Annotated in this window: 21 protein-coding genes; 11 read left to right on the top strand and 10 right to left on the bottom strand. The window is 43.9% G+C overall.

The window, feature by feature from the left end; genetic code table 11:
• The first annotated feature begins 28 nt into the window (after nucleotides 1–28).
• The 3 genes from H150_RS0103100 (at nucleotide 29) to H150_RS0103090 (ending at nucleotide 4,608) form a co-directional block, all read left to right on the top strand.
• Nucleotides 29–505 carry an FKBP-type peptidyl-prolyl cis-trans isomerase gene (locus H150_RS0103100; RefSeq protein WP_019957586.1) on the top strand — a complete coding sequence of 159 codons (477 nt, stop codon included), beginning with the start codon at nucleotides 29–31 and terminating at the stop codon, nucleotides 503–505.
• Nucleotides 506–789: 284 nt separating this feature from the next.
• Nucleotides 790–2,970 (top strand): malate synthase G, encoded by a 2,181-nt coding sequence (locus H150_RS0103095; RefSeq protein ID WP_019957585.1) that lies wholly within the window; start codon nucleotides 790–792, stop codon nucleotides 2,968–2,970.
• Nucleotides 2,971–3,090: 120 nt separating this feature from the next.
• Nucleotides 3,091–4,608 carry a hypothetical protein gene (locus H150_RS0103090; protein ID WP_019957584.1) on the top strand — a complete coding sequence of 506 codons (1,518 nt, stop codon included), beginning with the start codon at nucleotides 3,091–3,093 and terminating at the stop codon, nucleotides 4,606–4,608.
• A gap of 61 nt (nucleotides 4,609–4,669) precedes the next feature.
• Here the strand turns inward: H150_RS0103090 and H150_RS15200 are convergent, their stop codons facing one another.
• The 6 genes from H150_RS15200 to hemC all read right to left on the bottom strand — a co-directional run bounded on the left by H150_RS15200 (nucleotide 4,670) and on the right by hemC (nucleotide 12,130).
• Nucleotides 4,670–6,790, bottom strand: a complete 2,121-nt coding sequence (locus H150_RS15200; RefSeq protein ID WP_019957583.1) for a cation:proton antiporter domain-containing protein — start codon at nucleotides 6,788–6,790, stop codon at nucleotides 4,670–4,672.
• 208 nt (nucleotides 6,791–6,998) lie between these two features.
• The gene (locus tag H150_RS0103080) at nucleotides 6,999–7,814 is read right to left on the bottom strand and encodes a sulfite exporter TauE/SafE family protein (protein WP_019957582.1); all 816 of its coding nucleotides are present in this window, start codon (nucleotides 7,812–7,814) and stop codon (nucleotides 6,999–7,001) included.
• Between the two features lie 63 nt (nucleotides 7,815–7,877).
• On the bottom strand, nucleotides 7,878–9,086 hold the full coding sequence (locus tag H150_RS0103075; protein ID WP_019957581.1) for a heme biosynthesis HemY N-terminal domain-containing protein: 1,209 nt from the start codon (nucleotides 9,084–9,086) through the stop codon (nucleotides 7,878–7,880).
• Nucleotides 9,083–10,363 carry a uroporphyrinogen-III C-methyltransferase gene (locus H150_RS13605; protein WP_019957580.1) on the bottom strand — a complete coding sequence of 427 codons (1,281 nt, stop codon included), beginning with the start codon at nucleotides 10,361–10,363 and terminating at the stop codon, nucleotides 9,083–9,085. Before H150_RS13605 ends, H150_RS0103075 begins: the two co-directional genes overlap by 4 nt.
• Before the next feature lie 77 nt (nucleotides 10,364–10,440).
• Nucleotides 10,441–11,178 carry a uroporphyrinogen-III synthase gene (locus H150_RS13600; RefSeq protein ID WP_019957579.1) on the bottom strand — a complete coding sequence of 246 codons (738 nt, stop codon included), beginning with the start codon at nucleotides 11,176–11,178 and terminating at the stop codon, nucleotides 10,441–10,443.
• A gap of 19 nt (nucleotides 11,179–11,197) precedes the next feature.
• Nucleotides 11,198–12,130 (bottom strand): hydroxymethylbilane synthase, encoded by a 933-nt coding sequence (gene hemC / locus H150_RS0103060; protein WP_019957578.1) that lies wholly within the window; start codon nucleotides 12,128–12,130, stop codon nucleotides 11,198–11,200.
• Between the two features lie 200 nt (nucleotides 12,131–12,330).
• Between hemC and H150_RS15370 the strand changes: the two genes are divergently transcribed.
• The 4 genes from H150_RS15370 (at nucleotide 12,331) to H150_RS0103040 (ending at nucleotide 15,966) form a co-directional block, all read left to right on the top strand.
• Nucleotides 12,331–12,582 (top strand): GlsB/YeaQ/YmgE family stress response membrane protein, encoded by a 252-nt coding sequence (locus H150_RS15370; protein WP_019957577.1) that lies wholly within the window; start codon nucleotides 12,331–12,333, stop codon nucleotides 12,580–12,582.
• A 123-nt stretch (nucleotides 12,583–12,705) separates the two neighbouring features.
• The gene (ruvB, locus tag H150_RS0103050; RefSeq protein ID WP_019957576.1) at nucleotides 12,706–13,731 is read left to right on the top strand and encodes a Holliday junction branch migration DNA helicase RuvB; all 1,026 of its coding nucleotides are present in this window, start codon (nucleotides 12,706–12,708) and stop codon (nucleotides 13,729–13,731) included.
• A 103-nt stretch (nucleotides 13,732–13,834) separates the two neighbouring features.
• Nucleotides 13,835–14,512, top strand: a complete 678-nt coding sequence (locus H150_RS0103045) for a response regulator (protein WP_019957575.1) — start codon at nucleotides 13,835–13,837, stop codon at nucleotides 14,510–14,512.
• 17 nt (nucleotides 14,513–14,529) lie between these two features.
• The gene (locus H150_RS0103040) at nucleotides 14,530–15,966 is read left to right on the top strand and encodes a sensor histidine kinase (RefSeq protein WP_019957574.1); all 1,437 of its coding nucleotides are present in this window, start codon (nucleotides 14,530–14,532) and stop codon (nucleotides 15,964–15,966) included.
• 68 nt (nucleotides 15,967–16,034) lie between these two features.
• On the opposite strand, the gene H150_RS0103035 is transcribed toward H150_RS0103040, so the two are convergent.
• Nucleotides 16,035–16,298 (bottom strand): acyl-CoA-binding protein, encoded by a 264-nt coding sequence (locus H150_RS0103035; RefSeq protein WP_019957573.1) that lies wholly within the window; start codon nucleotides 16,296–16,298, stop codon nucleotides 16,035–16,037.
• 94 nt (nucleotides 16,299–16,392) lie between these two features.
• Nucleotides 16,393–17,193, bottom strand: a complete 801-nt coding sequence (locus tag H150_RS0103030) for a DsbC family protein (RefSeq protein WP_026353421.1) — start codon at nucleotides 17,191–17,193, stop codon at nucleotides 16,393–16,395.
• Between the two features lie 191 nt (nucleotides 17,194–17,384).
• Here H150_RS0103030 and H150_RS0103025 point away from each other — a divergent pair, with 191 nt between their 5' ends.
• Genes H150_RS0103025 through H150_RS0103010 form a run of 4 tightly spaced genes read left to right on the top strand, consistent with a single transcriptional unit; the run spans nucleotide 17,385 to nucleotide 20,221 of the window.
• A complete protein-coding gene (locus H150_RS0103025) occupies nucleotides 17,385–17,588 on the top strand; it encodes a heavy-metal-associated domain-containing protein (RefSeq protein WP_019957571.1) in 204 nt (67 codons plus the stop codon).
• On the top strand, nucleotides 17,588–18,493 hold the full coding sequence (locus tag H150_RS0103020; protein WP_019957570.1) for an alpha/beta fold hydrolase: 906 nt from the start codon (nucleotides 17,588–17,590) through the stop codon (nucleotides 18,491–18,493). Before H150_RS0103025 ends, H150_RS0103020 begins: the two co-directional genes overlap by 1 nt.
• A 43-nt stretch (nucleotides 18,494–18,536) precedes the next feature.
• Nucleotides 18,537–19,331, top strand: coding sequence for a 3'-5' exonuclease (locus H150_RS0103015; protein ID WP_019957569.1), 795 nt, complete (start codon nucleotides 18,537–18,539; stop codon nucleotides 19,329–19,331).
• Between the two features lie 14 nt (nucleotides 19,332–19,345).
• Nucleotides 19,346–20,221, top strand: coding sequence for a prephenate dehydrogenase (locus tag H150_RS0103010; protein ID WP_019957568.1), 876 nt, complete (start codon nucleotides 19,346–19,348; stop codon nucleotides 20,219–20,221).
• On the opposite strand, the gene H150_RS0103005 is transcribed toward H150_RS0103010, so the two are convergent.
• A complete protein-coding gene (locus tag H150_RS0103005; protein ID WP_019957567.1) occupies nucleotides 20,218–20,667 on the bottom strand; it encodes a protein tyrosine phosphatase family protein in 450 nt (149 codons plus the stop codon). The genes H150_RS0103010 and H150_RS0103005 overlap by 4 nt on opposite strands.
• Before the next feature lie 20 nt (nucleotides 20,668–20,687).
• Nucleotides 20,688–22,460: a M61 family metallopeptidase gene (locus H150_RS0103000; RefSeq protein ID WP_019957566.1), complete on the bottom strand. Its 1,773-nt coding sequence runs from the start codon at nucleotides 22,458–22,460 to the stop codon at nucleotides 20,688–20,690.
• Between the last annotated feature and the right edge of the window lie 137 nt (nucleotides 22,461–22,597).

Genomic DNA, 22,597 nt, shown 5'->3' with positions numbered 1-22,597 from the left:
TCTGAATAATTTTGAAAAGAGCGATACTATGCCGATCCAAAAAAATGATGTTGTCAGCTTGCAATACGAAATGTTTGACACAAACAACCAGTTATTAGACAAAACAGAAGAAGACATCGTGTATTTGCACGGTGGTTACGATGGTATTTTTCCATTGGTAGAAGAGGCTTTACACGGTAAAAATGTAGGCGATGTGGTCGATGTGACGTTGGAACCAGACGATGCATTTGGTGAACAAGATGAAGATTTGATTCGCATCGAAGACTTAGAAGCCTTTCCAGTAGAAGTGGAAGTGGGCATGATGTTTGAAGCTGATGATGAATTTGGTGATTCTTTGGTATACCGCGTCACAGAGATTGCCGATGGCAAAGCAGTGGTAGATGGCAATCATCCTTTGTCTGGCATGCGCTTGCGTTTTAAAGCCACTGTCAATGACATTCGCCCTGCGACCAAAGAAGAAATCGAACACGGTCATGCTCATGGCGAACACGGCCACCATCACTAAAACAGTTAGTTTTCTAATATAAAGACTGTCTTATTCTTCAAGCGTCCTGTCAATATTGACAGGACGCTTTTTTCATTTCAAGCATAAACTCCAACTTTTCAAACCATACCTGAAAAAAGTGTTCCATTATTTCAAACAATTTTATTCAAGATGTTCCGATTTTTGAGAAAAAATGATTTAAATAGCGAAACCAAGACAATTAAAACCAAAATCGCTAGACTGCTAATCATGATAAACAGATGCTTGCTAAACAAGCATGTTTCAATTACAAAGGAGTTCATCCAATGGCACAATACCAAACAGCCGCACAATTACAAGTAGATGAGATTTTGTACCAATTCATTGAACAAGAGTTGATTCCAAATCATCCACACGTTGACTCTAACAGCTTCTGGCAAGGTTTCAGTGATTTGGTGCACGAATTGGCACCCGTTAACAAGACTTTGTTGGCAAAACGTGATGAAATCCAAATCCAAATGGATGAATGGTGTCGCCAAAATCCGGGCAAAATCCAAGATCAAGCGGCTTATCAAACATTCTTAAAAGAAATCGGTTATTTGGTAGATGTGCCTGAAGACTTCCAAATTTCAACTGCCAATGTAGACGTGGAAATCTCAACACAAGCTGGCCCTCAATTGGTCGTACCTATCAACAACGCTCGTTATGCCATCAATGCCGCTAACGCTCGTTGGGGCAGCTTGTACGACGCTTTGTACGGCACCAATGCCATCGCTCAAGAAGGCGAATTGGCAGCAGGCAAAACCTATAACGAAAAACGTGGTGCGGCAGTGATTGAATTTGCCCGCAACTTCTTAGACCAAGCCATTCCTTTAGCACAAGGCAGCCACAAAGATACTACCGCTTACGCCATTGTTAATGGTGAAATACAAGCGACTTTACAGGACGGCTCAAACGTTGCTTTGCAATCGCCTGAATTGTTCGTAGGCTACACAGGCGATGCAGCCGCACCTGCTTCATTGTTGTTCTTACACAATGGTTTGCATTTTGACATCATCATCGACAAAACCAGCGCCATCGGTGCGCAAGATCCTGCTGGCATCAAAGACGTTATCATGGAAGCGGCCTTGTCGACCATCATGGACTGTGAAGATTCGGTTGCAGCTGTGGATGGCGAAGACAAAACTTTGGTGTACCGCAACTGGTTTGGTTTGATGCAAGGTACTTTGGCTGAAGAAATCGAGAAAAACGGCAAAGTATTCACCCGCAGCATGAATCCAGATCGTGAATACACAGGTAAAGACGGTCAAAGCTTCAAATTGCCAGGTCGTTCGTTGTTGTTCATCCGCAACGTAGGTCATTTGATGACCACGCCTGCGATTTTGGACAAAGATGGCAATGAAATTCCTGAAGGCATCATGGATTGCGTGATGACGGCGTTGATTGCACATTACGATTTAAGCCGTGGTGAGAATACCAACAGCCGCTCAGGCTCGGTTTACATTGTAAAACCAAAAATGCACGGCCCTGAAGAAGTGGCGTTTGCCAATCGTTTGTTTGGTGAGGCTGAGAAATTGACTGGTTTGCCAGCAAATACCTTAAAAATGGGCATTATGGATGAAGAGCGTCGCACTTCTTCTAATTTGAAAGCTTGTATCGCTCAAGCCCAAGAACGTGTGGTGTTCATCAACACAGGTTTCTTGGACCGCACAGGCGATGAAATGCACACATCTATGTACCAAGGCGCGGTTTTGCGCAAAGGCGACATTAAAAACAGCGATTGGATCAAAGCTTACGAAACGCGCAACGTGCACATCGGTTTGGCTTGCGGCTTGGCTGGCAAAGCACAAATTGGTAAAGGCATGTGGGCGATGCCTGACTTGATGGCGGAAATGTTGGAACAAAAAATCGGCCATCCTAAATCAGGTGCAACCACCGCTTGGGTACCATCACCAACAGGCGCGGCTTTGCACGCTTTGCATTACCATCAAGTGAATGTATTTGATGTTCAAAAAGAAATTTTGGCAGGCGAAAAAGCAGATTTGTTGAATGAATTGTTGACGCCACCTTTAGCTGAAAATACCGATTGGTCTGATGCTGAGAAGCAACAAGAGTTGGACAATAACTGCCAAGGTATTTTGGGTTATGTGGTGCGCTGGGTGGAACAAGGTGTAGGCTGCTCTAAAGTATTAGACATTCACAACATTGGCTTGATGGAAGACCGTGCCACTTTGCGCATTTCTAGCCAACACATTGCCAACTGGTTGGTGCATGGCATTGTCAGTGAAGCACAAGTGCGTGAAAGCTTAGAGCGCATGGCGGCTGTGGTTGATGGTCAAAATGCTGGTGATGCGGTTTACACGCCGATGGTCGGTCGTTTTGAAACATCACCTGCTTTCTTAGCAGCATCTGATTTGATTTTCAAAGGTACGGCTCAACCTAGCGGCTATACTGAGCCATTGTTACACCACTATCGCCAAGTAGCAAAAGCACAAGCTTTGGTGTAATTCACACATTATTGCAATAAAAAAGAGCGTCCTGTAAAACTTACAGGACGCTTTTGTATCCATAGTTGGACTGCTTATTGTTATACAAGCTTTACCTTTTACAATGGATACAGGCTCACCATGTCAATCGAAGCCAATCAAATCATGAATTATTTGCTCGGGTGTTTTGAAAGCCATCAGAACCCCAAGGGTGGATGGTACCTCGAAGAAGCGTTGCGTCAATTGACTTGGAACAAACAATTCGATAGTTTGCAAGACCTAGACCTCTTTTTTGAATACCACCGCAACCATTGTGCCCAGCTTTTCTCACCGCAATCTCATAGTCAAAATCAACGCAACACCATTTTATTGTTGTCCGCTTACATTGGCCAAGTGCTGGGTCATGCGCTTGGGGAACAACCAATTTGGTATAGCTACCAAAAATTTACCGAAACCAATCCTCAAGCCCAACAAAGATTGCCACGCACGTTAAGCACCAGCATGTTGTTGCATCTTGGTAACCAATGGTTGCCACCCATAGATTTGGTTCTCAAACAACTGTCATTAGAGGTAGTATCAACACCGTTGAGCATACAAGTTGAAAACATTATTTTGGCACAACAACTACGCCATATTAGCGACCCCACCACTTGGATGCATATTTTCCAACAAATGGTCTACCAGCAAGCCGTCATTCCCGGTGGTTTGGCTTATGCAGACATAATTGAAAAACACAAATCCTACTGGGATTATTCCATTAACAGTTTGCAACAACTAGACAGTATTTTGTACCCTATCCAATTGGAGCAAGATTTTGTCAATCATAAAGATCAACTGCGCCCAGACCAAATCAATTTTATTTTTTGGGTTGGCGCTTACTTGGGCAGTACGATTGCCAATTTGGCACAATGCCCTATTTATTGGCACAATCAAGAAAATATCAGTCAAGCTTTAAACGAGCCTACTTCCAGCGCCATTAGCCATTTGCGCGTCGCACAATTTGGTGCAGACTGGCATTTCATTTTAGGCTTTGTGAATGATTATTTATTGGGAAAAACCAATCAAGACATACATCAATACGCATATAGTATTATTAAAACCCTGTCTAATCGCTCTCAAATCAGTTTAAACACCCAACAAGACCTCCCCAAAAACAATGATGTGCTGAGTAAAAAAACCATGCTTGCCACTGGCTTTACCGCAGCCCATATGCTGTCTAAACTGAGCAAACAAACCCATTTACAATTGGATACTGTTTTATTCAATGGACAAGATATTTATCGCAAAAACATTGCCGAAGAGTCTGTGGAATCTTATTGGCAACGCAATCCAAACAAACAAGCTTTACTGAGTTTAGGCAAATTGTCATCGATTTATTTGCCTATTTATGTGACTCCATGCGTTGAAATCAAAACCAAAATTTGTCTAGACCAACAAAGTCCTCTGACCATCACCATCGGTTTTCCATTTTTACCAGCCAACCATTACCGTGGCTTCACCATTTTGCAACCTTATTTGCTCAATGCACCGCCTTCTTTGCAAAAAAATTTAGAAGATGCAGCACCTTATCTGCTATTAGGCATACAGCAATTCGAGCGACATCACGCTCATTTCTGGCAACAGTATCAAAAAAAATCCCCGCCAACAGAGTCCATATAAAAAAGCGTCCTGTAAAGTTTACAGGACGCTTTTTAAAGCTTTGATACAGTCAATACTTAGGCTATTTTTTCAAAGTGGTTTGCTTGTGCACTTCTTCCACTTGCACAGCATCACACTCCTCAGCTTCCATCTGTGCCGCTGGCGAAGTATTTTCTACCGTCACATCTTTGGTATTCACACTCACCTCAGGCATGGCCGCACGTTGCTTAGCAGCATTAGGTACTTCATCACCCTTAACTACCTCGACAGCAACCGCATCCAACTCTTGCGCTTCCATTTGTGCTGCCGTAGTAGATGCACCATTCACATCAACCGCATCGGTTTCAGGACGGTGAGCTTCCACTGCGGTGACAATGACTTTGGTCATATCCTCTTGCAATTGAGATTGTGTAGGCTCATCCATACTCAACATATCAATGACTTTTTCTGCCACTACTTCATGGAAATACACAATATTGCGAGCGCCCGCTGCTTGCAACATGCGGTATTCATCTTCATTTTGCGCACGAGCAATCACATTCAAATTCGGATTCAATTCCAAAGCCATACTGATGATTTCCACAGCTTCCACAGTATCGCTAATGGTGACTATCAAATCGCGCGCACTTTGAACAAATACCGCCTCCAGCATGCCTTCAGACAAAGCATGACCATAAGCCACAGGTACACCCTCAAAGCGCAATTGCGTTGCCACTTCCAAACGGCTGTCTTGTACGAAGACGCTTTGCCCTTTTTCACGCAAGGCATTCAAAACTTTTTTACCGATGGTGCCATAACCAATCAACACACTGTGATGAAATGCTTGTGGCACCACCACCATGTCTTCGTCTTCAAATTTAATAGACAAAGGTTTAATGGGTGCAGCGACTTTCGCATGCGGCTTACCATCATCGACAGCCACAACGGCTTCTTGCTCCACTGCACCTTCAGGCAACACATCCGTTTTGTTTTGCGCTTCTTTGGCTGCAGCTGCTTTGTTTGCTTTTTCTTTGTATTTATTCAACCATACAAATAACAATGGATTCAAAATAATAGAAATCATGGCGGCAGCCAAAATAGCATCGTTTTGCTCAGGCTCTAAAATACCATGAGTCAAACCCAAAGAGGCAATCATGAACGAAAATTCACCGATTTGTGCCAAAGCCACAGCAATGGTCAAAGCAGTGGTCTTCGGATAGCCAAACATCTTAACAATGGCGTAAGCTGCTACCGACTTACCTACGATAATAATCAACAAAGTTGTCAATACCAAGGTCACACCTGAAATACTGGTAAACACACCTGGATTGAATAACATACCCACTGATACAAAGAACAACACCGTGAAGAAATCACGCACTGCCATGGTTTCTTCTTCTGCTGCATGGTTCATTTCAGTTGAACTTAAAATCATGCCTGCAAAAAAAGCACCCAAGGCAAAAGAAACGTGGAACAAGTAATGCGCTGCAATGGCACAACCCAGGGCAATTGCCAACACGCCTAAACGGAACAAGTCTTTATTACCCGTGCGCACCACTTTTTTCAATGACCACGGAATCAACTTATTACCACCGATCATCATCACCGCGACAAACAACACCATCCAGAAAGTGGTTTTACCGACCAACCAAGCCACTTCAGAAAATGCCATGCTTTCTTCTTTGCCAGACAATAAGCCTGCCAAAGCGGGAATCAACACCAAAACAAACACCATGGCGATGTCTTCAACAATCAACCAACCAATGGCAATACGACCACGATTGGAGTCTTTCAAATGCCAGCGCTCTAAAGCAGCCATCAGCACGACAGTACTGGCACAAGACAAAGCGATACCAAATACCAAACCAGTGCCCCAGCTCCAGCCCATTAATGCAGCCAAGCCCATGCCTAAAATGGTCGCAAAACCCATTTGCACAATGGCTCCTGGCAAAGCCACTTTTCTCACCGCCATCAAATCTTTGATAGAGAAGTGTAAACCGACACCAAACATCAACAAAATCACACCCAACTCAGCCAATTGATGTGATAACTCTAAATTTCCTTGTAAGCCAGGAATGCCTGGACCAAAAGGTCCTACCAAAATACCCGCAAACAAATAGCCAATTAATGGTGGCATGCGTAATTTTTGCGCTACCATGCCCAAGATAAACGCAAAGACCAAGCCTCCGACAATGGTTTCAACCAGAGGATAAGAATGCTCCATCGGCACCCCTTTATATAGAAATGATTAACAGAAGACGATTGTCAAAATCGATAGATGATGGTGTGCACTCGACCTGAAAGCCATGTCAGAAAAACATGGCCACTCCGACCAAAAAACAGATTTAAAACCTTAATACACCAATTAAATATAGCGTTTTTTTCATATTTTTGGCAACCGTTTTATTGCAATAAACGCATATCAATTCTTTTTAAGAAGCTTGAACGATGCTCCACAGCATTTGCGTGGCCGTTAAAGTTAACATACAAGCAAATGCAATTTTCAATTTACGCGGTGGCAATTTGTGCGCAACTTTCACACCCAGTGGCGCAAATGTCACCGTTCCCACAGCCAAACCCAACAAAGCCGGTAAATAGATAAAGCCCACCGCACCTTGCGGCAAATCAGACACTGACCAACCATTAATCAAATAACCCATGCTGCCTGCAATGGCAATAGGCCAACCCAAAGCCGCCGATGTTCCTACTGCTTTTACAATCAGTACATTACAAAACAACATAAATGGCACCGATAAAGAACCACCACCTATGCCAACCCAAGAAGAAAGCATACCAATGGCAGAGCCGGAAGCTGCCGAACCTACAACGCCAGGCATTTGACGATTTGCTTTGGGTTTGAAATCTAAAAAAGTCTGCACTGCAATCACATAAGCAAACACGACAAACACCATTTTCAAAGCCAATCCAGGTATCCATTTGGCAACGGTTGCGCCAACCAATGTACCGACAACCATCCAAGGTGCCAATTTCAATACCAAATCCCACTGTACCGCCCCACGTTTATTTTGCGCGAGCACACTGGATAAACTGGTAAATACCATCACTGCAAACGAAGTACCAATGGCCAAATGCTGGCTCACATCACTGCCCACATGCTGAGCACTTAATATCCACACCATAATTGGGACAATAATTAAGCCACCTCCTACACCCAACAAACCTGCCCAAAATCCTGCAAATGCACCTGCTAACAGCATCACTATCCAAGCTGTAACATCCAAACCCATATTATTTCCCCCAAAAAAACAAAAGCCGCTTGGTTATAGCGGCTTTTACATTTCAATTCAACATCAATCTTCCCAAGTACCTACTTTTTGCACCAAAGCCAAAGCTGCCGCTTGGTGTTTCTCAATCAATGCTTTTTGTTCAGTGGCTTCAAACACTTTTACCAAATTCAAATGGGCTTGAATGGTTTCTTGTTGCGACAAACTCGCTTCCAAATAACTTTGCGCTTTGCCCCATAATTTTTGTTCATAAGCTGCCTCACCCAAAGCCAATAGTAAATCTTTGTCCTCGCGATATGTTTTTAACCAGCCATCCGCTACTTCAAAAGCCAACTGACGCTCTTTATCTGACAAATGTTGTACCGATTCAAACAACACTGTTAATAATGCCACGTCACGCTGAATCGGATAATGGGTTTTCGCCCATTGCACTGCTTGCTGATACAAGCCCAATTGCTGAAAACGCTCACCAATTTCAACACTCAGGCCGCCTTTTTGATCAGCTTCAGGAATTCGCTTCAAGCACGTTTTCAATGCTTTGGCATCTTGACATTGTGCCAACAATTGACGATACGCAACCCATTGATATTGTTGCAATTCAGTTTTACTCAAAGCACCCGCTTTGCCTAATTGTTCAGACAAACGCAATACTTGCATGGTATTTTTTTGATCCACTGCCATGCGTAGCTCTAATTGCAGCAAGCGTGTTAAACCGGGATTCAAAGCTTTGGCTGCATCAATCGATTTTTGCGCCACTTCATAATCATAACGCTCTAAAGCACTTTCTGCTTCAAGCAAGTAACGCGACAACTGCATAGACTTAGGCAAAACAGACAAACGTTGCAAATAGTTTTGCTTGGCAACCTCATCATGAGTTTGCTCAGCACTGTATGCACCTAACATCAAAGCCAAAGGCTCAGCATCACCACAAGCCTTGTTTTTTAAAATCTTTTCAACTTGGGTTTGGGCTTGCTGAAAGCGGCCTTCAAAAAAAGCTTGACCTGCCTCATTCAATGAATGAGCCACTTGCTCGCGACGACGACGTTGATTAAAACGACGCATACCCGTTGGGGCCGACAAAATACGCCCTAATAACATCAATACCAAATACACCACTACCATCAAAAAGACTGTGGCCATAATAAAAGTATTCAAAGAAATGCGGCGCATTTCATCACCATTGATGATAAACACATCACCAGGATAAGCATGGGTTAATACAGCGACTCCAGCTGCCGCAGCAAACAAAACCACCAACCAAATCAAAGCCTTCATGCTTGACCTCCTTGTGGCGCAGAGGCGGCAGCTTTAGGCGCAAGCTTAGGTTCCGGTTTTTCAGGCACAGTTGTTTTAGGCTCACTGGCCGCTGCAGGCTTGGCATCTTGAATTTCTTCAGCAGGAGCCGTAGGCGCTGTTGTTTGAGGTAACGGCAAAGTCAAAACACTTGCTTCTGATGGATTTTTTTGTTGGTACGCTTGCACTGCCGCCAAACTGTTTTTCAAACTGTCGCCCAAGTTACCACCCAATTGTACTTGCTGCACTTTTTCTAAGTCTGCCAACCATGCCTTGGTCAATGGATGTGCCAAATCATAATAACGGCGCACAGCACTTTCAACTGTTTGCAATTCATTGGCATACAATTCACTTTGTTGTTGCATCAATGCAATACGGGCACTGACCAAATGCAAACGAATGTTCTCACGCAAATACTCACTTTGCTCAGGCGCAATCAACATGGCATCTTTATTATCCAATTTGCGCACTTCTACCAAACCACGGAAACTGTTTTTCACATCACCCCAAACATTTTCCCACCACGCAGCATTTTCATTGGCAGAATCTTTCACCAATTCAGGTTGAGTCAGCGTACTTTCTAGCAAAGTTTTCAAGCCATCAACGCGCCCTTCTAGGCTGCTGAGCATCACTGCCGTAGAAGTGACATTGACATTTGAGGCACCTTGGCTCAACGCGACTAAATCAGAGCTAATGGCCTGCTTTAAAGGAATCAATTCAGGACGGTTAAATTGATTCAAACGATTTTCAATGCTGCGCAAAGATTTGATGGCTGCTTCTTTATTGCCCGTTAGCAATAATTGTTGAGTGGCGACATTCAAACTGAACTCGATTTCATCAATCAACCATTGATGACGGGATTTAACCAGTTGTTGATATACTTGATCAATTTGAACCAATTGTTGATTTAAGCGTTGATTGTCTTGCTGCAATTGCTGTAATTGCTGCGCCAAGATTTTTTGGGATTCTTGGGTGGTTTTCATCGCCAACAAGGCATCTACTTCACCCACTTTGGCTTGATCAATTTTATGGCTGACATTGCTTTCAAGATTTTTGAAAGTGTTTTGGCCTTGTACAAACAACAAACCACCCGTACCCAAAGCCAACAATGACAATACCAACGCACCCAATGCCATGCCTTTTCCACCGCTGCTGTGCTGTACGACTACGGGATTCGGTGCCACAACCGCCGTTGGCACAGCTTGATTGGATGCTGAACTTTCGGTGTGTGAAGGTTTTGCTTCAGGTTGATCTGCCATGTGGCCCTCCTAAGTGATGAATATGTTTTGTATTATGATTATGATAACCACATAGTCAGTGGTAAGATATGTGAAGATTAATTTTTTGCATGCTCATGTAGTAACTGCAAAACATCTTCATGTCCATTTTGTCCTACCAACACACGATGGACTCCTAAATCACGCAATGATTCTGCAATACGCTCATGAATAGTGAAGTATAACAAGGATTGTAAACGTTCACGCAAATCAACAGGCACTTGTTCAAACAATTGTGCTGCTGCTTCGAGTGAATACACACAAACCATACAATTATACGCTTGCGTCACTTGACGAAAACGATCCCAATCAACCGCTACAGGAATGCGCTGATAAACCGACAAAGTTTGCACACTTTTGCCCAACCCCATCAAACTGTGCGTCAACCATTTGCGCCCACCTTCCCCATTGACAATCAATACCCGCTGCAAGCTTGCATCTTGCCACAAAGGCAGACGCAAAACCGCTTCACTGTCCAAACCATCATCAGGCGCCACCGCCACAGAGCGAGGAAAATAACGGTAAAACACTTTTAAAGTTGCCTGACCCACGCAAACATTGCGCAGCGGTGGCACCACGCCCAATTTTTTAGAACTGGCAATGGCATTGGCACTGGCCCAAAAAACCACATCAGACGCATTTAAGGCCGCTTGCACAGCCTCATGAGTATGAGTCAAAGTTCGCACTTCCAAACTGGAAAACAACTCTGTGTGCCAGCCTTGCTGTTGACAATAATTCAACAAGGAAACCGCTTGTTCTTGAGGTCTGACAACCAAAACACAATGTTTCATAGCCATACTCGTTTCCAAAAGCCGCTTAAGCTGACTCTGAATTCAACACCGCCGCAATCAAATCTTCGGCACCATCTTGGGCTAGTTTTTTAGCCACCGCTCGCCCCAAAGCATCTGCATAAGCGACAGGTGCTTGAGCTTGAGCAGTTAACACCATAGAACCATCAGGATGCGCCACCAAACCATGTAAAGTCAAAATACCATCCTCTTCAGTTGCAAATGCAGCCAGTGGCACTTGACAACTACCATTAAGCGCACGAGCCAAAGCCCGTTCCGCTGTGATACATGCGGCAGTTTGCGCATGATTCAAAGGAATCAATAAATCTTGTACTTCTTTGGCCTCGGCCAAAGTTTCGATGCCCAATGCACCTTGCCCTGCTGCAGGCAAACTTTCTTGCGGCGTCAATAAATTGGCAATGCGCTCTTGCAAGCCCAAACGTTTCAATCCAGCGGCAGCCAAGATAATCGCATCGTATTGCCCCTCATCTAGTTTGCGCAAGCGAGTTTGCACATTACCACGCAAAGGTTGGACTTCTAGATTAGGGTATTGCGCCCGAATTTGTGCCTCACGACGCAAGCTAGATGTTCCCACTACAGCACCTGCTGGCAATTCAGCCAAACTTTGATATTGATTGCACACAAACGCATCATAAGGATCTTCACGTTCCCCAATCGCCGCCAATACAAAACCTTCTGGCAACACCATAGGCACATCCTTAATCGAGTGTACTGCCAAGTGAGCACGGCCTTCGAGTAAAGCTTGTTCCAACTCTTTTACAAACAAACCTTTACCACCAATTTTAGACAAAGTTTTGTCCAAAATCTGGTCGCCTTGGGTTGTCATACCCAAAATACTAATATCCATATCAGGATATAACTGCTGCAAACGAGCTTGAATGTGTTGTGCTTGCCACATGGCCAATACGCTTTCGCGTGACGCAATCACCAATTTTTGCATGAGGGTGTGTCGCTGTAATGTAAAGATAAACCAAGTTTACCATATTCACCTAAACCCGTCTTAAGACTGGTCCTATTATATGAATAAGCAATCCAATCACAATCTAACAATGAGTGTTAAAACAAGTACAGTCGGGAATTAAAGCTCTACTTTCATAGTCCTAAACGCCATTACTTCAACACATTCAAAAGAGGTGGCTCATGAACATCATTATCAGCATAATAGTCGGTGGTATCATTGGTTGGTTAGCCGGCGTGATTATGGGAACCAACACTGGTATTTTAATGAATATCATTATTGGCATAGTAGGCTCCGCTTTAGGCAGTTGGCTATTTGGCAGCGTCTTAAAAATCGGTGCTGCAAACAATGCAGGTAACTTTAACATTCCTGGTTTGCTGTTCGGAGTATTGGGTGCTGTGGTATTGATTTTCTTGGCCCGACTGATTTTTTAATGGTACGTGAATTAACTTTTGCCCTGTTATGATGGTCTTATAACAGGGCTTCATGGTTTATTAAGCTTTCGACCTATAAAACCGTTAAAATGTCTTTTTGCAAGTCGTTTACAGGACGCTTTTATGTTAGAAACCGACTCTTTGTCTTCCCAACCCATTGCAAGAACCATTGCATCACCCCTCTTATCCAACCAAGAAGAGTTGCTAGAGCGTGCTTTACGCCCAAAATCCTTGCAAGACTATGTTGGTCAAGCCAAGGCTTGTGAGCAATTGCATATTTTCATTGAGGCGGCCAAACTGCGGGGCGAAGCTTTAGATCATACCTTAATTTTCGGTCCTCCTGGCTTAGGCAAAACCACATTGGCTCACATCATTGCTAAAGAAATGGGCGTGAATTTGCGTCAAACTTCAGGACCCATTTTAGAGCGCGCTGGCGATTTGGCCGCACTTTTGACCAATCTAGAACCACATGATGTTTTGTTCATCGATGAAATCCACCGTTTAAGTCCTATTGTCGAAGAAATTCTGTATCCTGCTCTTGAAGATTACCAACTAGACATCATGATAGGTGAAGGCCCTGCAGCCCGTTCAGTGAAAATTGATTTGCCACCATTTACCTTAATTGGTGCGACCACTCGTGCAGGCATGTTGACCAACCCATTACGTGATCGTTTTGGCATTGTGGCGCGTTTGGAGTTTTACAATGCCGAAGATTTAACCCACATTGTCAGCCGTTCAGCACAACTATTACAATTGGACTTGTTGCCTGATGCGGCTTTTGAAATTGCCAAACGCAGCCGCGGCACACCACGCATTGCCAATCGTTTATTGCGTCGCGTACGCGATTTTGCCGATGTGAAAAATGCTGGTCAAATCACTCGTGAAGTTGCCGATGCTGCATTGCACATGCTTGATGTGGATCACGAAGGTTTAGATATGTTAGACCGTAAACTATTGCAAACCATTCTCAGCAAGTTTACAGGCGGCCCTGTCGGTCTTGAAAACGTTGCCGCTGCTATTGGTGAATCTACCGATACGATAGAGGATGTGATTGAACCATATTTGATTCAACAAGGTTTTTTACAAAGAACCCCTCGTGGACGTATGGTAACGGAACGAACTTACTTGCATTTCAATCTATCAGTTTGAACATGCTTAAAGCATGGAATTTTGAGTAAAAGTCAGTTAAAGCATGGCTTTTGTTAACAATCAAAGGCAGAATAAAGCCATATATATATATTGGGAGACTATCATGAGCCGTATTTTATTGGTTGATGACGATACAGAATTAACAGAATTGTTAAGCGATTATTTAAGTGCAGAAGGTTTGGAAATCGGCATAGAGCATGATGGACAAGCTGGTCGCGATGCAGCTTTGTCTGGCCAATACGATGTTGTGGTACTGGACTCAATGATGCCCATTATGAATGGATTGGATGCTTTGAAAGCGATTCGCCAACAAAGCAACATCCCTGTCATCATGCTTACCGCTAAAGGCGATGACATTGACCGCATTATTGGTTTAGAAATGGGTGCAGACGATTATGTGCCTAAACCTTGTATGCCTCGCGAATTATTGGCACGTATTTATGCCATCTTGCGCCGTACCGAAAGCCAACAAAACAAGACACCTAACTCAGACACTTTGTTTGTGAGCAATGTCAAATTGGTACCATCAAAACGCCAAGCCACCAAAGATGATCAATCATTAGAGCTAACCAGCACCGAATTCAATTTATTAGAAGTATTGATGCGCCATGCAGGTCAAGTGGTGAGTAAAGAAACCTTGTCACAAGAAGCTTTGGATCGCAAATTGGCGAAGTTTGACCGCAGTATTGACGTACACATTTCTAGCATTCGCCAAAAATTGGGTGATGCCAGCTTGATTCAAACCGTACGCGGTTTGGGCTATTTGTTTGTGCGCAACTGAGTAAGCCTTAAATTCATATGAATCGCCTGTTTCTGAAAATTTTTTCCATTTTTTGTTTGGTTATTGTTGCCTCGATTGTCATTGCCACATTTTCATTTTGGGTAGTACAAACCACTGTGGCTGATGTGCAATTTCGCCAACAACGAAATTTTCAAGCATCCATGATTAATACAAGCGTGGATATTTTCAGCAAACGCGGCGAGGATGAACTCATTAGCTTACTCAAAGATTGGCAACACATGAGTGCCATCAGCAGCTTGTTGGTGGTGCGTGGGGACGACCATAAAGACATTTTAGGCCGTCCTGTCAATGCCGAAGAGTTACAACATGTCATGCAATTTATTGCAGACAAACGCCAATCGCCCTTAGTAGGTATTGCGACCGATGCATGGGGGCAAGAATATTATTTTTTCATCGAAAATTGGCAGCAAACCATCCCTACTGTCTTACCAAGACCACCGCTGATTCCCGGCTTACCGCTTGCGCCAATTTGGCATGAACTGATTGCCGTCACCTTGATTTTACTGGCAGGCCTTGCGGCTGCTTATATCTTGGCCAATTACATTTCCAAACCCATCCGAATTTTACAAACAGGCTTCCATTCTTTGGCAGGTGGTGATTTGGACACACGCATTCGACCCCATATGGGCAAACGCCAAGATGAATTGGCTGATTTGGCCATTGATTTTGATGATATGGCAGTTGAATTACAACGCTTGGTCGAAAAAGAACGCCATTTGCTTCACCATGTTTCACATGAAATGCGCTCGCCTTTGGCTCGCATGCAAGCCATATTAGGCTTGATTCAGCAACAACCTGCCAAACTAGACAAGCACTTAGGCAAATTAGACAATGAATTACTGCGTATGAACAATTTGGTAGGTGAGTTATTAACGCTTGCCCGCCTTGAAAACAAAACCACACAGATTCAATACGATGATTTGAGCTTCAATGAATTCATTGAAAATTTAATCAATGACTCCATCCCATTGGCCGAAGAAAAACAGCAATTATTACAATTAAATCCTTGCAACGATAATGTCATTATCAAAGCTAATGAAGGTTATTTATACCAAGCTTTTGACAATGTTTTGCGCAATGCCATCAAATATAGCCCAACTGGCAGTGTCATTACCATCAATTGCCAATTGGGCAAACAAGAATTGACGGTTTTGATTACAGACAATGGCAATGGTGTCGATGAGGCGCAATTGCCGCATATTTTCACCGCTTTTTACCGCGCAGACAGCAGCGGCACCAGCAATGGTACAGGCTTGGGTTTGGCTATTGCCAAACACGTGGTAGAACAACATCAAGGCGAAATCAGCGCTAAAAATGTGGTGCCTCAAGGTTTGCAAGTGAAATTTCAATTGCCTTTGCAAAAAGTTAAAACCAGCCGTTTAAGCAAAGCCATCACCCTAAAAAACCACAACAACACAGTGGAAAATACTTAACAGGCCACGCATATGCACATAAAAAAACAGCTTGGATGATTTCCAAGCTGTTTTACATTCAGGACGCTTTATTCTTCGTTTAACAAACGCTCTACTTCAGCGATGTACAATTGTTTAGCCTCATCAGAAGACGTGCCTTTTAACTCTTCCCAAGCAGCATATTTTTTCTTAGCCACCAAATCAAACATACCTGGTTTGTCACCACTCACATCGCCATCAACAGCTTGTTTGTAATAAGCATATAATTTCAACAAAACAGAGTTTTCAGGACGCTCAGCCAAGCTCACCACGTCTTTTTGGGCTTGTTCAAATTGTTGGTTCAAATCACTCATTCTATTTTCCTTAAATTAAGAATACTGCAATCAAACTCTATTAATAACACAGTTAATCTCAATTTGCAGCAGATTAAATAGAACAATTACCCGTTTACTTTTGATTGTCACGCAAAGCTTGTTCAAATGCTTCTTTAGGTAAAAAACCCGATTGCACTTTGCCATTTGGATACACAATTGTTGGGGTACCATTAAAGCCTAGTTTCTCGCTCAAAGCCACCAAATCATCAACAGGGTTTGGGCATTCAGCTACAGCTGGAATAGGTGTACCTTTGCGCATCCAATTGGTCCATGCAGCAGTGCGATCGGGCTGACACCACAGCTGTTTGGATGCCGCTCTCGCTTGCGGGTGCAAAGAGTCAATCGGCATTAAGAAAGTATGGATGGTGACATCCGTCATTTTCTCAATTTCTTGCTCTAAACGCTTACAAAATGGGCAGTCCAAATCACTGAACACCGCCACATGGTATTGACCATTACCGCGCACTTCTTTGATGGCTGATTCAAATGGCAATGTTTGATAATCCACACGATTCAAATCACTCAAACGCTCTTCGGTCAAGTTCACCTGATTTTTCATGTCCATCAAATTACCCAACAACATGTATTCGCCTTTGGCATCGACATAAATCACTTGCTTAGGAAACACCACGACTTCATACAAATTGGCAATCGGTGTCTTCGACACACTTTCGACTTTGACATCTTCATTAGGATAAGCTTTTTTCAAAGCGGCCTGTATGTCTTTTTGAACTGATTCATCTGCGGAACTTATGTTTTGATTATTTGACTTAGTTTCGGAAACCGTTGTCTTACTGCCGTCGGTATTGACTTTCGATTCACAGGCTCCCAACAAACCAATCAACACCATCGCCGTGAGGAATTTTATTCGCATAGTTTTCTCTTAAAATAGATTGCTAAATCATACAAATATTGGCAGTATTGATACAAAATATGCCTAACTGCATTCTAGCTTGCATGATTGAACGCTCAATACATTTGATTAATTTTTCCATCCGCATCGTAACACATTCATGATTTAAAGTGGTTCTTCCTTAAAATCAACATCCAGTATACGGAGGCTTTATGGCTCAAACTCGTTTAACAGCTAGCGGTGTATCATCTCAAGCTGATGTAGATAAAATTGTAACCGCAGGTGAAGCCGTGGCAGGAGCGCGCTTTGTCAATGTCAAACTAGACGATGGCACTGTCGTGGTAACCCACAGTGATGACTTCAATGTAGAAGACTTCAAAACTGCTTTAAAAGCAGCTGGGTATCCTGCTGTATAATGACATCCATTCAGACATACCAAGCTGCCAATATCGCACAAAATATTGACTTTTATTGCAATGGCTTGAACCTCAAAATACAACATTGGCCGCGACTTTCGCGGCCAAAACTATTGTTTTTACACGGTTGGATGGATTGTGCGTTAAGTTTTCAGCAAGTCATTGATGCGTTGCCTGAAACTTACGACATTTATGCACTCAATTGGCGTGGCTTTGGCGGCTCTGATTGGCAAGCTCATGGTTATTATGAACGCATGGTCATGTTGCAAGACTTGCATGCGGTTTTAAACCACATCAGCCCCACAGCACCGCTCCACCTGATAGGTCACAGCATGGGCAGCATGCTCGCCACCCATTACGCCAGTTTGTTTCCTGAACGGATCCACTCTTTAACCATGGCAGAAGGCTTTGGCATGCCTGTTTTAAACGACGCCACCGACATTCGCCAGCGCATGCAACGCTTTGTCAGTGAACCTTGCGCTAAAACACCCAAACCCATTCACAATTTAGACACTTTGGTCCTCAAATTGCAAAAACGCAATCCTGCCATGAATATCGAATACGCCCATTTTATGGCACAAGCGTTAACCAAATACCAAAATAACGCATGGTATTACCATGCTGACCCCAAGCACGATTTGCCACAAGCCCATCCTTACGATTGGCATCGATTGAAAACCTTGTGGCCACACTTATCCATGCCAGTTTTGTGGTTACAAGGCGAAGCGCTCACGCACAACCATTATTTAAAACAAGTGCAAAATGTTTTAGCACAACGCCAAGCTTTATTGCCCAATTTATACGCCAGCATCACCTTACACGGCTGCGGTCACATGCTGCAATGGGAAGCTCCGCAAGCATTCGCCCACACTTTGCATGAATTTTTACGCCAATTAGATACATAAATCGGTACAATAAGCGTCCTGTAAGCCACAAAAGAGCCTCGCCATGACACCGATTCTTGCCTTTGACATTGAAACCATTCCCGATGCCCACGCCATTCGTGTATTGAACGATTTCCCCAAAGACATCAGCGATGCCGATGTAGTGGAATACGCGTTGCAACAACGCCGCGCCCAAAATGGCAGCGATTTTTTACCGTTACACTTGCACAAAGTGGTGGCGATTTCATGTTGTCTGCGTTGGAGCGATGACAAAATCCATGTCAGTACCATAGGTGAAGTCGGCGACTCAGAAGCTTCTATCTTAATCAAATTTTTTGGTTTGATTGAGCGCTATACACCGCAATTGGTCAGCTGGAATGGCAGTGGTTTTGACTTACCTGTCTTACATTATCGCAGCATGATTCATGGCATCAGTGCCGCCCGTTATTGGGATCTGGGCGAAGGTGATTTTGCCGATAGCCGCGATTTCAAATGGAATAATTACATCAGCCGCTACCAAATGCGCCATTGCGACTTGATGGACGTTTTGGCTTTGTACAATGGCCGCGCCAACGCACCATTAGACCAAATGGCCAAGCTGTGTGGCTTTCCTGGCAAAATGGGTATGGATGGCTCTCAAGTGTGGCCAGCTTACCAAGAAGGTCGCATTCAAGAAATTCGCGATTATTGCGAAACCGATGCTGCCAATACTTATTTGATGTTCTTGCGCTTTCAATTATTGCGCGGCGCATTGCAAAAACCCACTTACCAAGCCGAAATAGAACGCTTATACAACTACTTACACGCCCATCCACATGAACATTGGCAACAATTTTGCCAATTGTGGCAACAGCATTAAGAGGCGGCCTGTAAATGTCTGTGTTGTTTGAAAACGTGGTGTTGATTGGCGTGGGTTTGATTGGTGGCTCATTGGTTTTGGACTTAAAACGCCAACAATTGATTGGGCATGTGCATGGTGTGGACTTGGATGCCGCCAATCTTGAGCGCGCATTAGAGCGCCATGTCATCCACAGCGCCAGTACCATTATGGATGAGCGTATCACGCAAGCGGATTTGATCATCTTGGCCACGCCTGTGGGGACTGTTGCCCAAATTGCACAAGCCTTAAAACCTTGGCTCAATCATACCTGTACCTTGATTGATGTGGGCAGCACCAAACAAACCACCATCGACAATATCGCGCGGGTTTTGCCCGAACATTTTGAACGCTTTGTGGCGACACATCCGATTGCAGGTTCAGACCGACATGGTGCCATGGCGGCGCAATTTCGTTTGTTTGAAAATAAGAAATTGATTTTGTGTCCGCATACACAACAAAACTCCGACAGCTATCAAAAAATATGGCAATTGTGGCAGGCCACAGGTGCTGTGGTTTCTGAATTGTCACCCTCTGAACACGATGAAATTCTGGCCATGGTCAGCCATTTGCCTCATTTGATTGCATACAGCTATATGCACGCCGTGGTAGGACAAAAATTGGGGGAGCAAGCATTGGATTATGCTGGTTCTGGCTTTCGAGATTTTAGCCGCATTGCCGCCAGCCATCCTGCCATTTGGACGGATGTCAGTTTTGCCAACCAAGACAGTTTGCTCAAATTAATAGACGAACAACAAATGCAATTACAGCGCCTGAAAACCTTAATCAAACAAGGTGATGCTCAAGCGCTGTATGCCTATTATGACCAAGCTGAACAATGGCGCGCAGCTTGGCCTAAAACTTCCAATTAAGCTTCTTTGGTATGCGGTTCCAATTGTTGCAACATCATCGCTGCACCACTGATGTTGCGGCCTGATTGCGCCACTGTGGTAATGGCTTCGATGGCATTGACCTTGCCCAAATCCACTTGTGACAAAGCCCATAACAAACTGCTGCGTGTACCAGTACGGCAATACACACCTTTGACATCACCTTCATGTTGCGCAAACCATTGTGCAAACTGACTCACATCTTCCATATTCATTTGATTCATGACCACAGGCAAATGCGTGGTTTCGATGCCGTGCGCATGCGCCCAAGCAGTCACTTGCTCAAAACTCGCTTGTGCGGCTTCTTCGCCATCAGGACGGTTACACATCAGGTATTTGACACCGACGTCAGCCAGTTTTTGTACATCTTCTTCTGATTGTAATTGATTGGATACGTATAAATTTTCTACCAATAAGGCCAAGTTCATTTTCATTCCTTCACTTGTAATCATTGCCACTGAGGCAACCAATAAGACAACAACTGCTCATCTTCCGTATGCAGCAACACCGTTGTTGCCAAAGCGGCCTGAACATGTAGCTGTGTTTGATACAACACACCTTGACGGAAGTAATGCACACCAATGCTGTCATCCACTTCCAAATTAGACCAAATGACATCAAATTGCTTGATGTGCAAATTGGCCATGGCAATCACCACATCGCCAGCCGCCAAACCCGCTTGCTCAGCGCTACCGCCACTGACCACACTGGTGATTTTCATTCCTGTGGCATCCATACTGTATTTGGCACCAAAAGCCGTCGCAGCTTGTGCCGCTACAGCAGGCAAAGCTTTCACCCAAGCTGACTGAGATTCAGGCTGCGCCACACGTTGCAACTTCAAACCAAATTCATTCAATAAAACCGCCAACGGTAAAACCTCGGTGGTATCAATGATGCGATGTAACAAATCTTGCACATTCACGCCCGTCACATCACACACCAATTGTCGCCATTGCGCCTCGCTAATGCCTTTACCGTCCTGTAAATAACGGCGGTACAAAGCACGCATGACATCGTCTAAACTGAATTCACCATCGGTTTCTCGACGCAAATACAAATCCAACACCAAAGCCGCCAAAGCGCCTTTTTGGTAATAACTGGTGATGGCATTGGCTGAATTTTCGTTTTGTTTGTAATATTTGGTCCACGCATCCATGCTCGATTGAGCCAAAGATTGTTTCAGGACGCCTTGACCTTGCTCAACTCGGGTGATGGTTTTGGCCAATTGGGTTAAGTATTGTGGGGTCGACATCACGCCTGAGCGTTGCAAAATCAAATCATCGTAATACGAAGTAATGCCTTCAAATGCCCACAATTGTTCTGTATGCTGCTCATGATGTAATTCATACGGATCGAATGCAGCGGGCTTGATGGCTTTCACATTCCACGCATGAAAATATTCATGACTGATTAAACCCAACAATTGCAAATACTCGTCTGAACGCTCTTTGGCACCCAGCTTAGGCAAACACCAACGGTCTGCCATCAACGCAGTAGATGAACGATGCTCCAAACCGCCATAAACTTTGTCGCCCACATACAACATGAAGATATAACGCTCAAACGGTGCAGCACCAAACATTTCAATTTGCGCTGCACAAATTTTCTCTACATCCGCCAACAAGCGATCCACATCAAATGCCAAACTTGCCCCACTGATGACCACTTGATGCGGCAAGCCTAAAACATTCAAATCAAATGTGCGCAAACAACCCATGGTGATCGGGTGGTCTATCGCTTCCCAATAAGAAGCGGCCTGAAACACATTTTCAGATACAGGACGCATTGTAGTGGCAATCTCCCACGCTTGTTCACGTCCCCAAATACCCAAATCCACTTGGACTTCATAAGCTTCATCTTGGCGATGCTCTAACCATGGCATCCAACACGCACCATCGGCAAAACCATATTGTCCATCCAAATAACTGGCACGCACTGACAAATCAAAAGCATACAATTCATATTCCACGCAATAATAGCCCGCATGCCCTGCCAATTGCCAACGACTCTTATCCAATTGCAACAAATCAATCGCCACATTATTGGCAGCAGCTTGCATGCTCACAATATGACGTGAAAAATCACGTATCATATAGCTGCCTGGCACCCAATCAGCCAAATGTATTATTTGCACCTCTTGGTCATGCAATACCGTCCACTCACAGCGAACATGCCACAAATGCGCATGAGCGTCCTGTAAACTCAAGGTCAATTTAATCATAATATGGATTCTCTCAAGACTGTTTTTATCTAAGCTTGAAGCTTCATGATGCTTAAAACTTAGTTTTCATTCAAAATGCTGTCAGTGTATGCCAATTTTACAAATGTTTCATCTGCAAACCACTTCAAAACCATGAT

The organism is Vitreoscilla stercoraria DSM 513 (genome assembly GCF_000382305.1).
GTDB classification, from domain to species: domain Bacteria; phylum Pseudomonadota; class Gammaproteobacteria; order Burkholderiales; family Neisseriaceae; genus Vitreoscilla; species Vitreoscilla stercoraria.
Note: the sequence above shows the minus strand (reverse complement) of the source record. Positions and strands in the feature narration are given on the sequence as shown.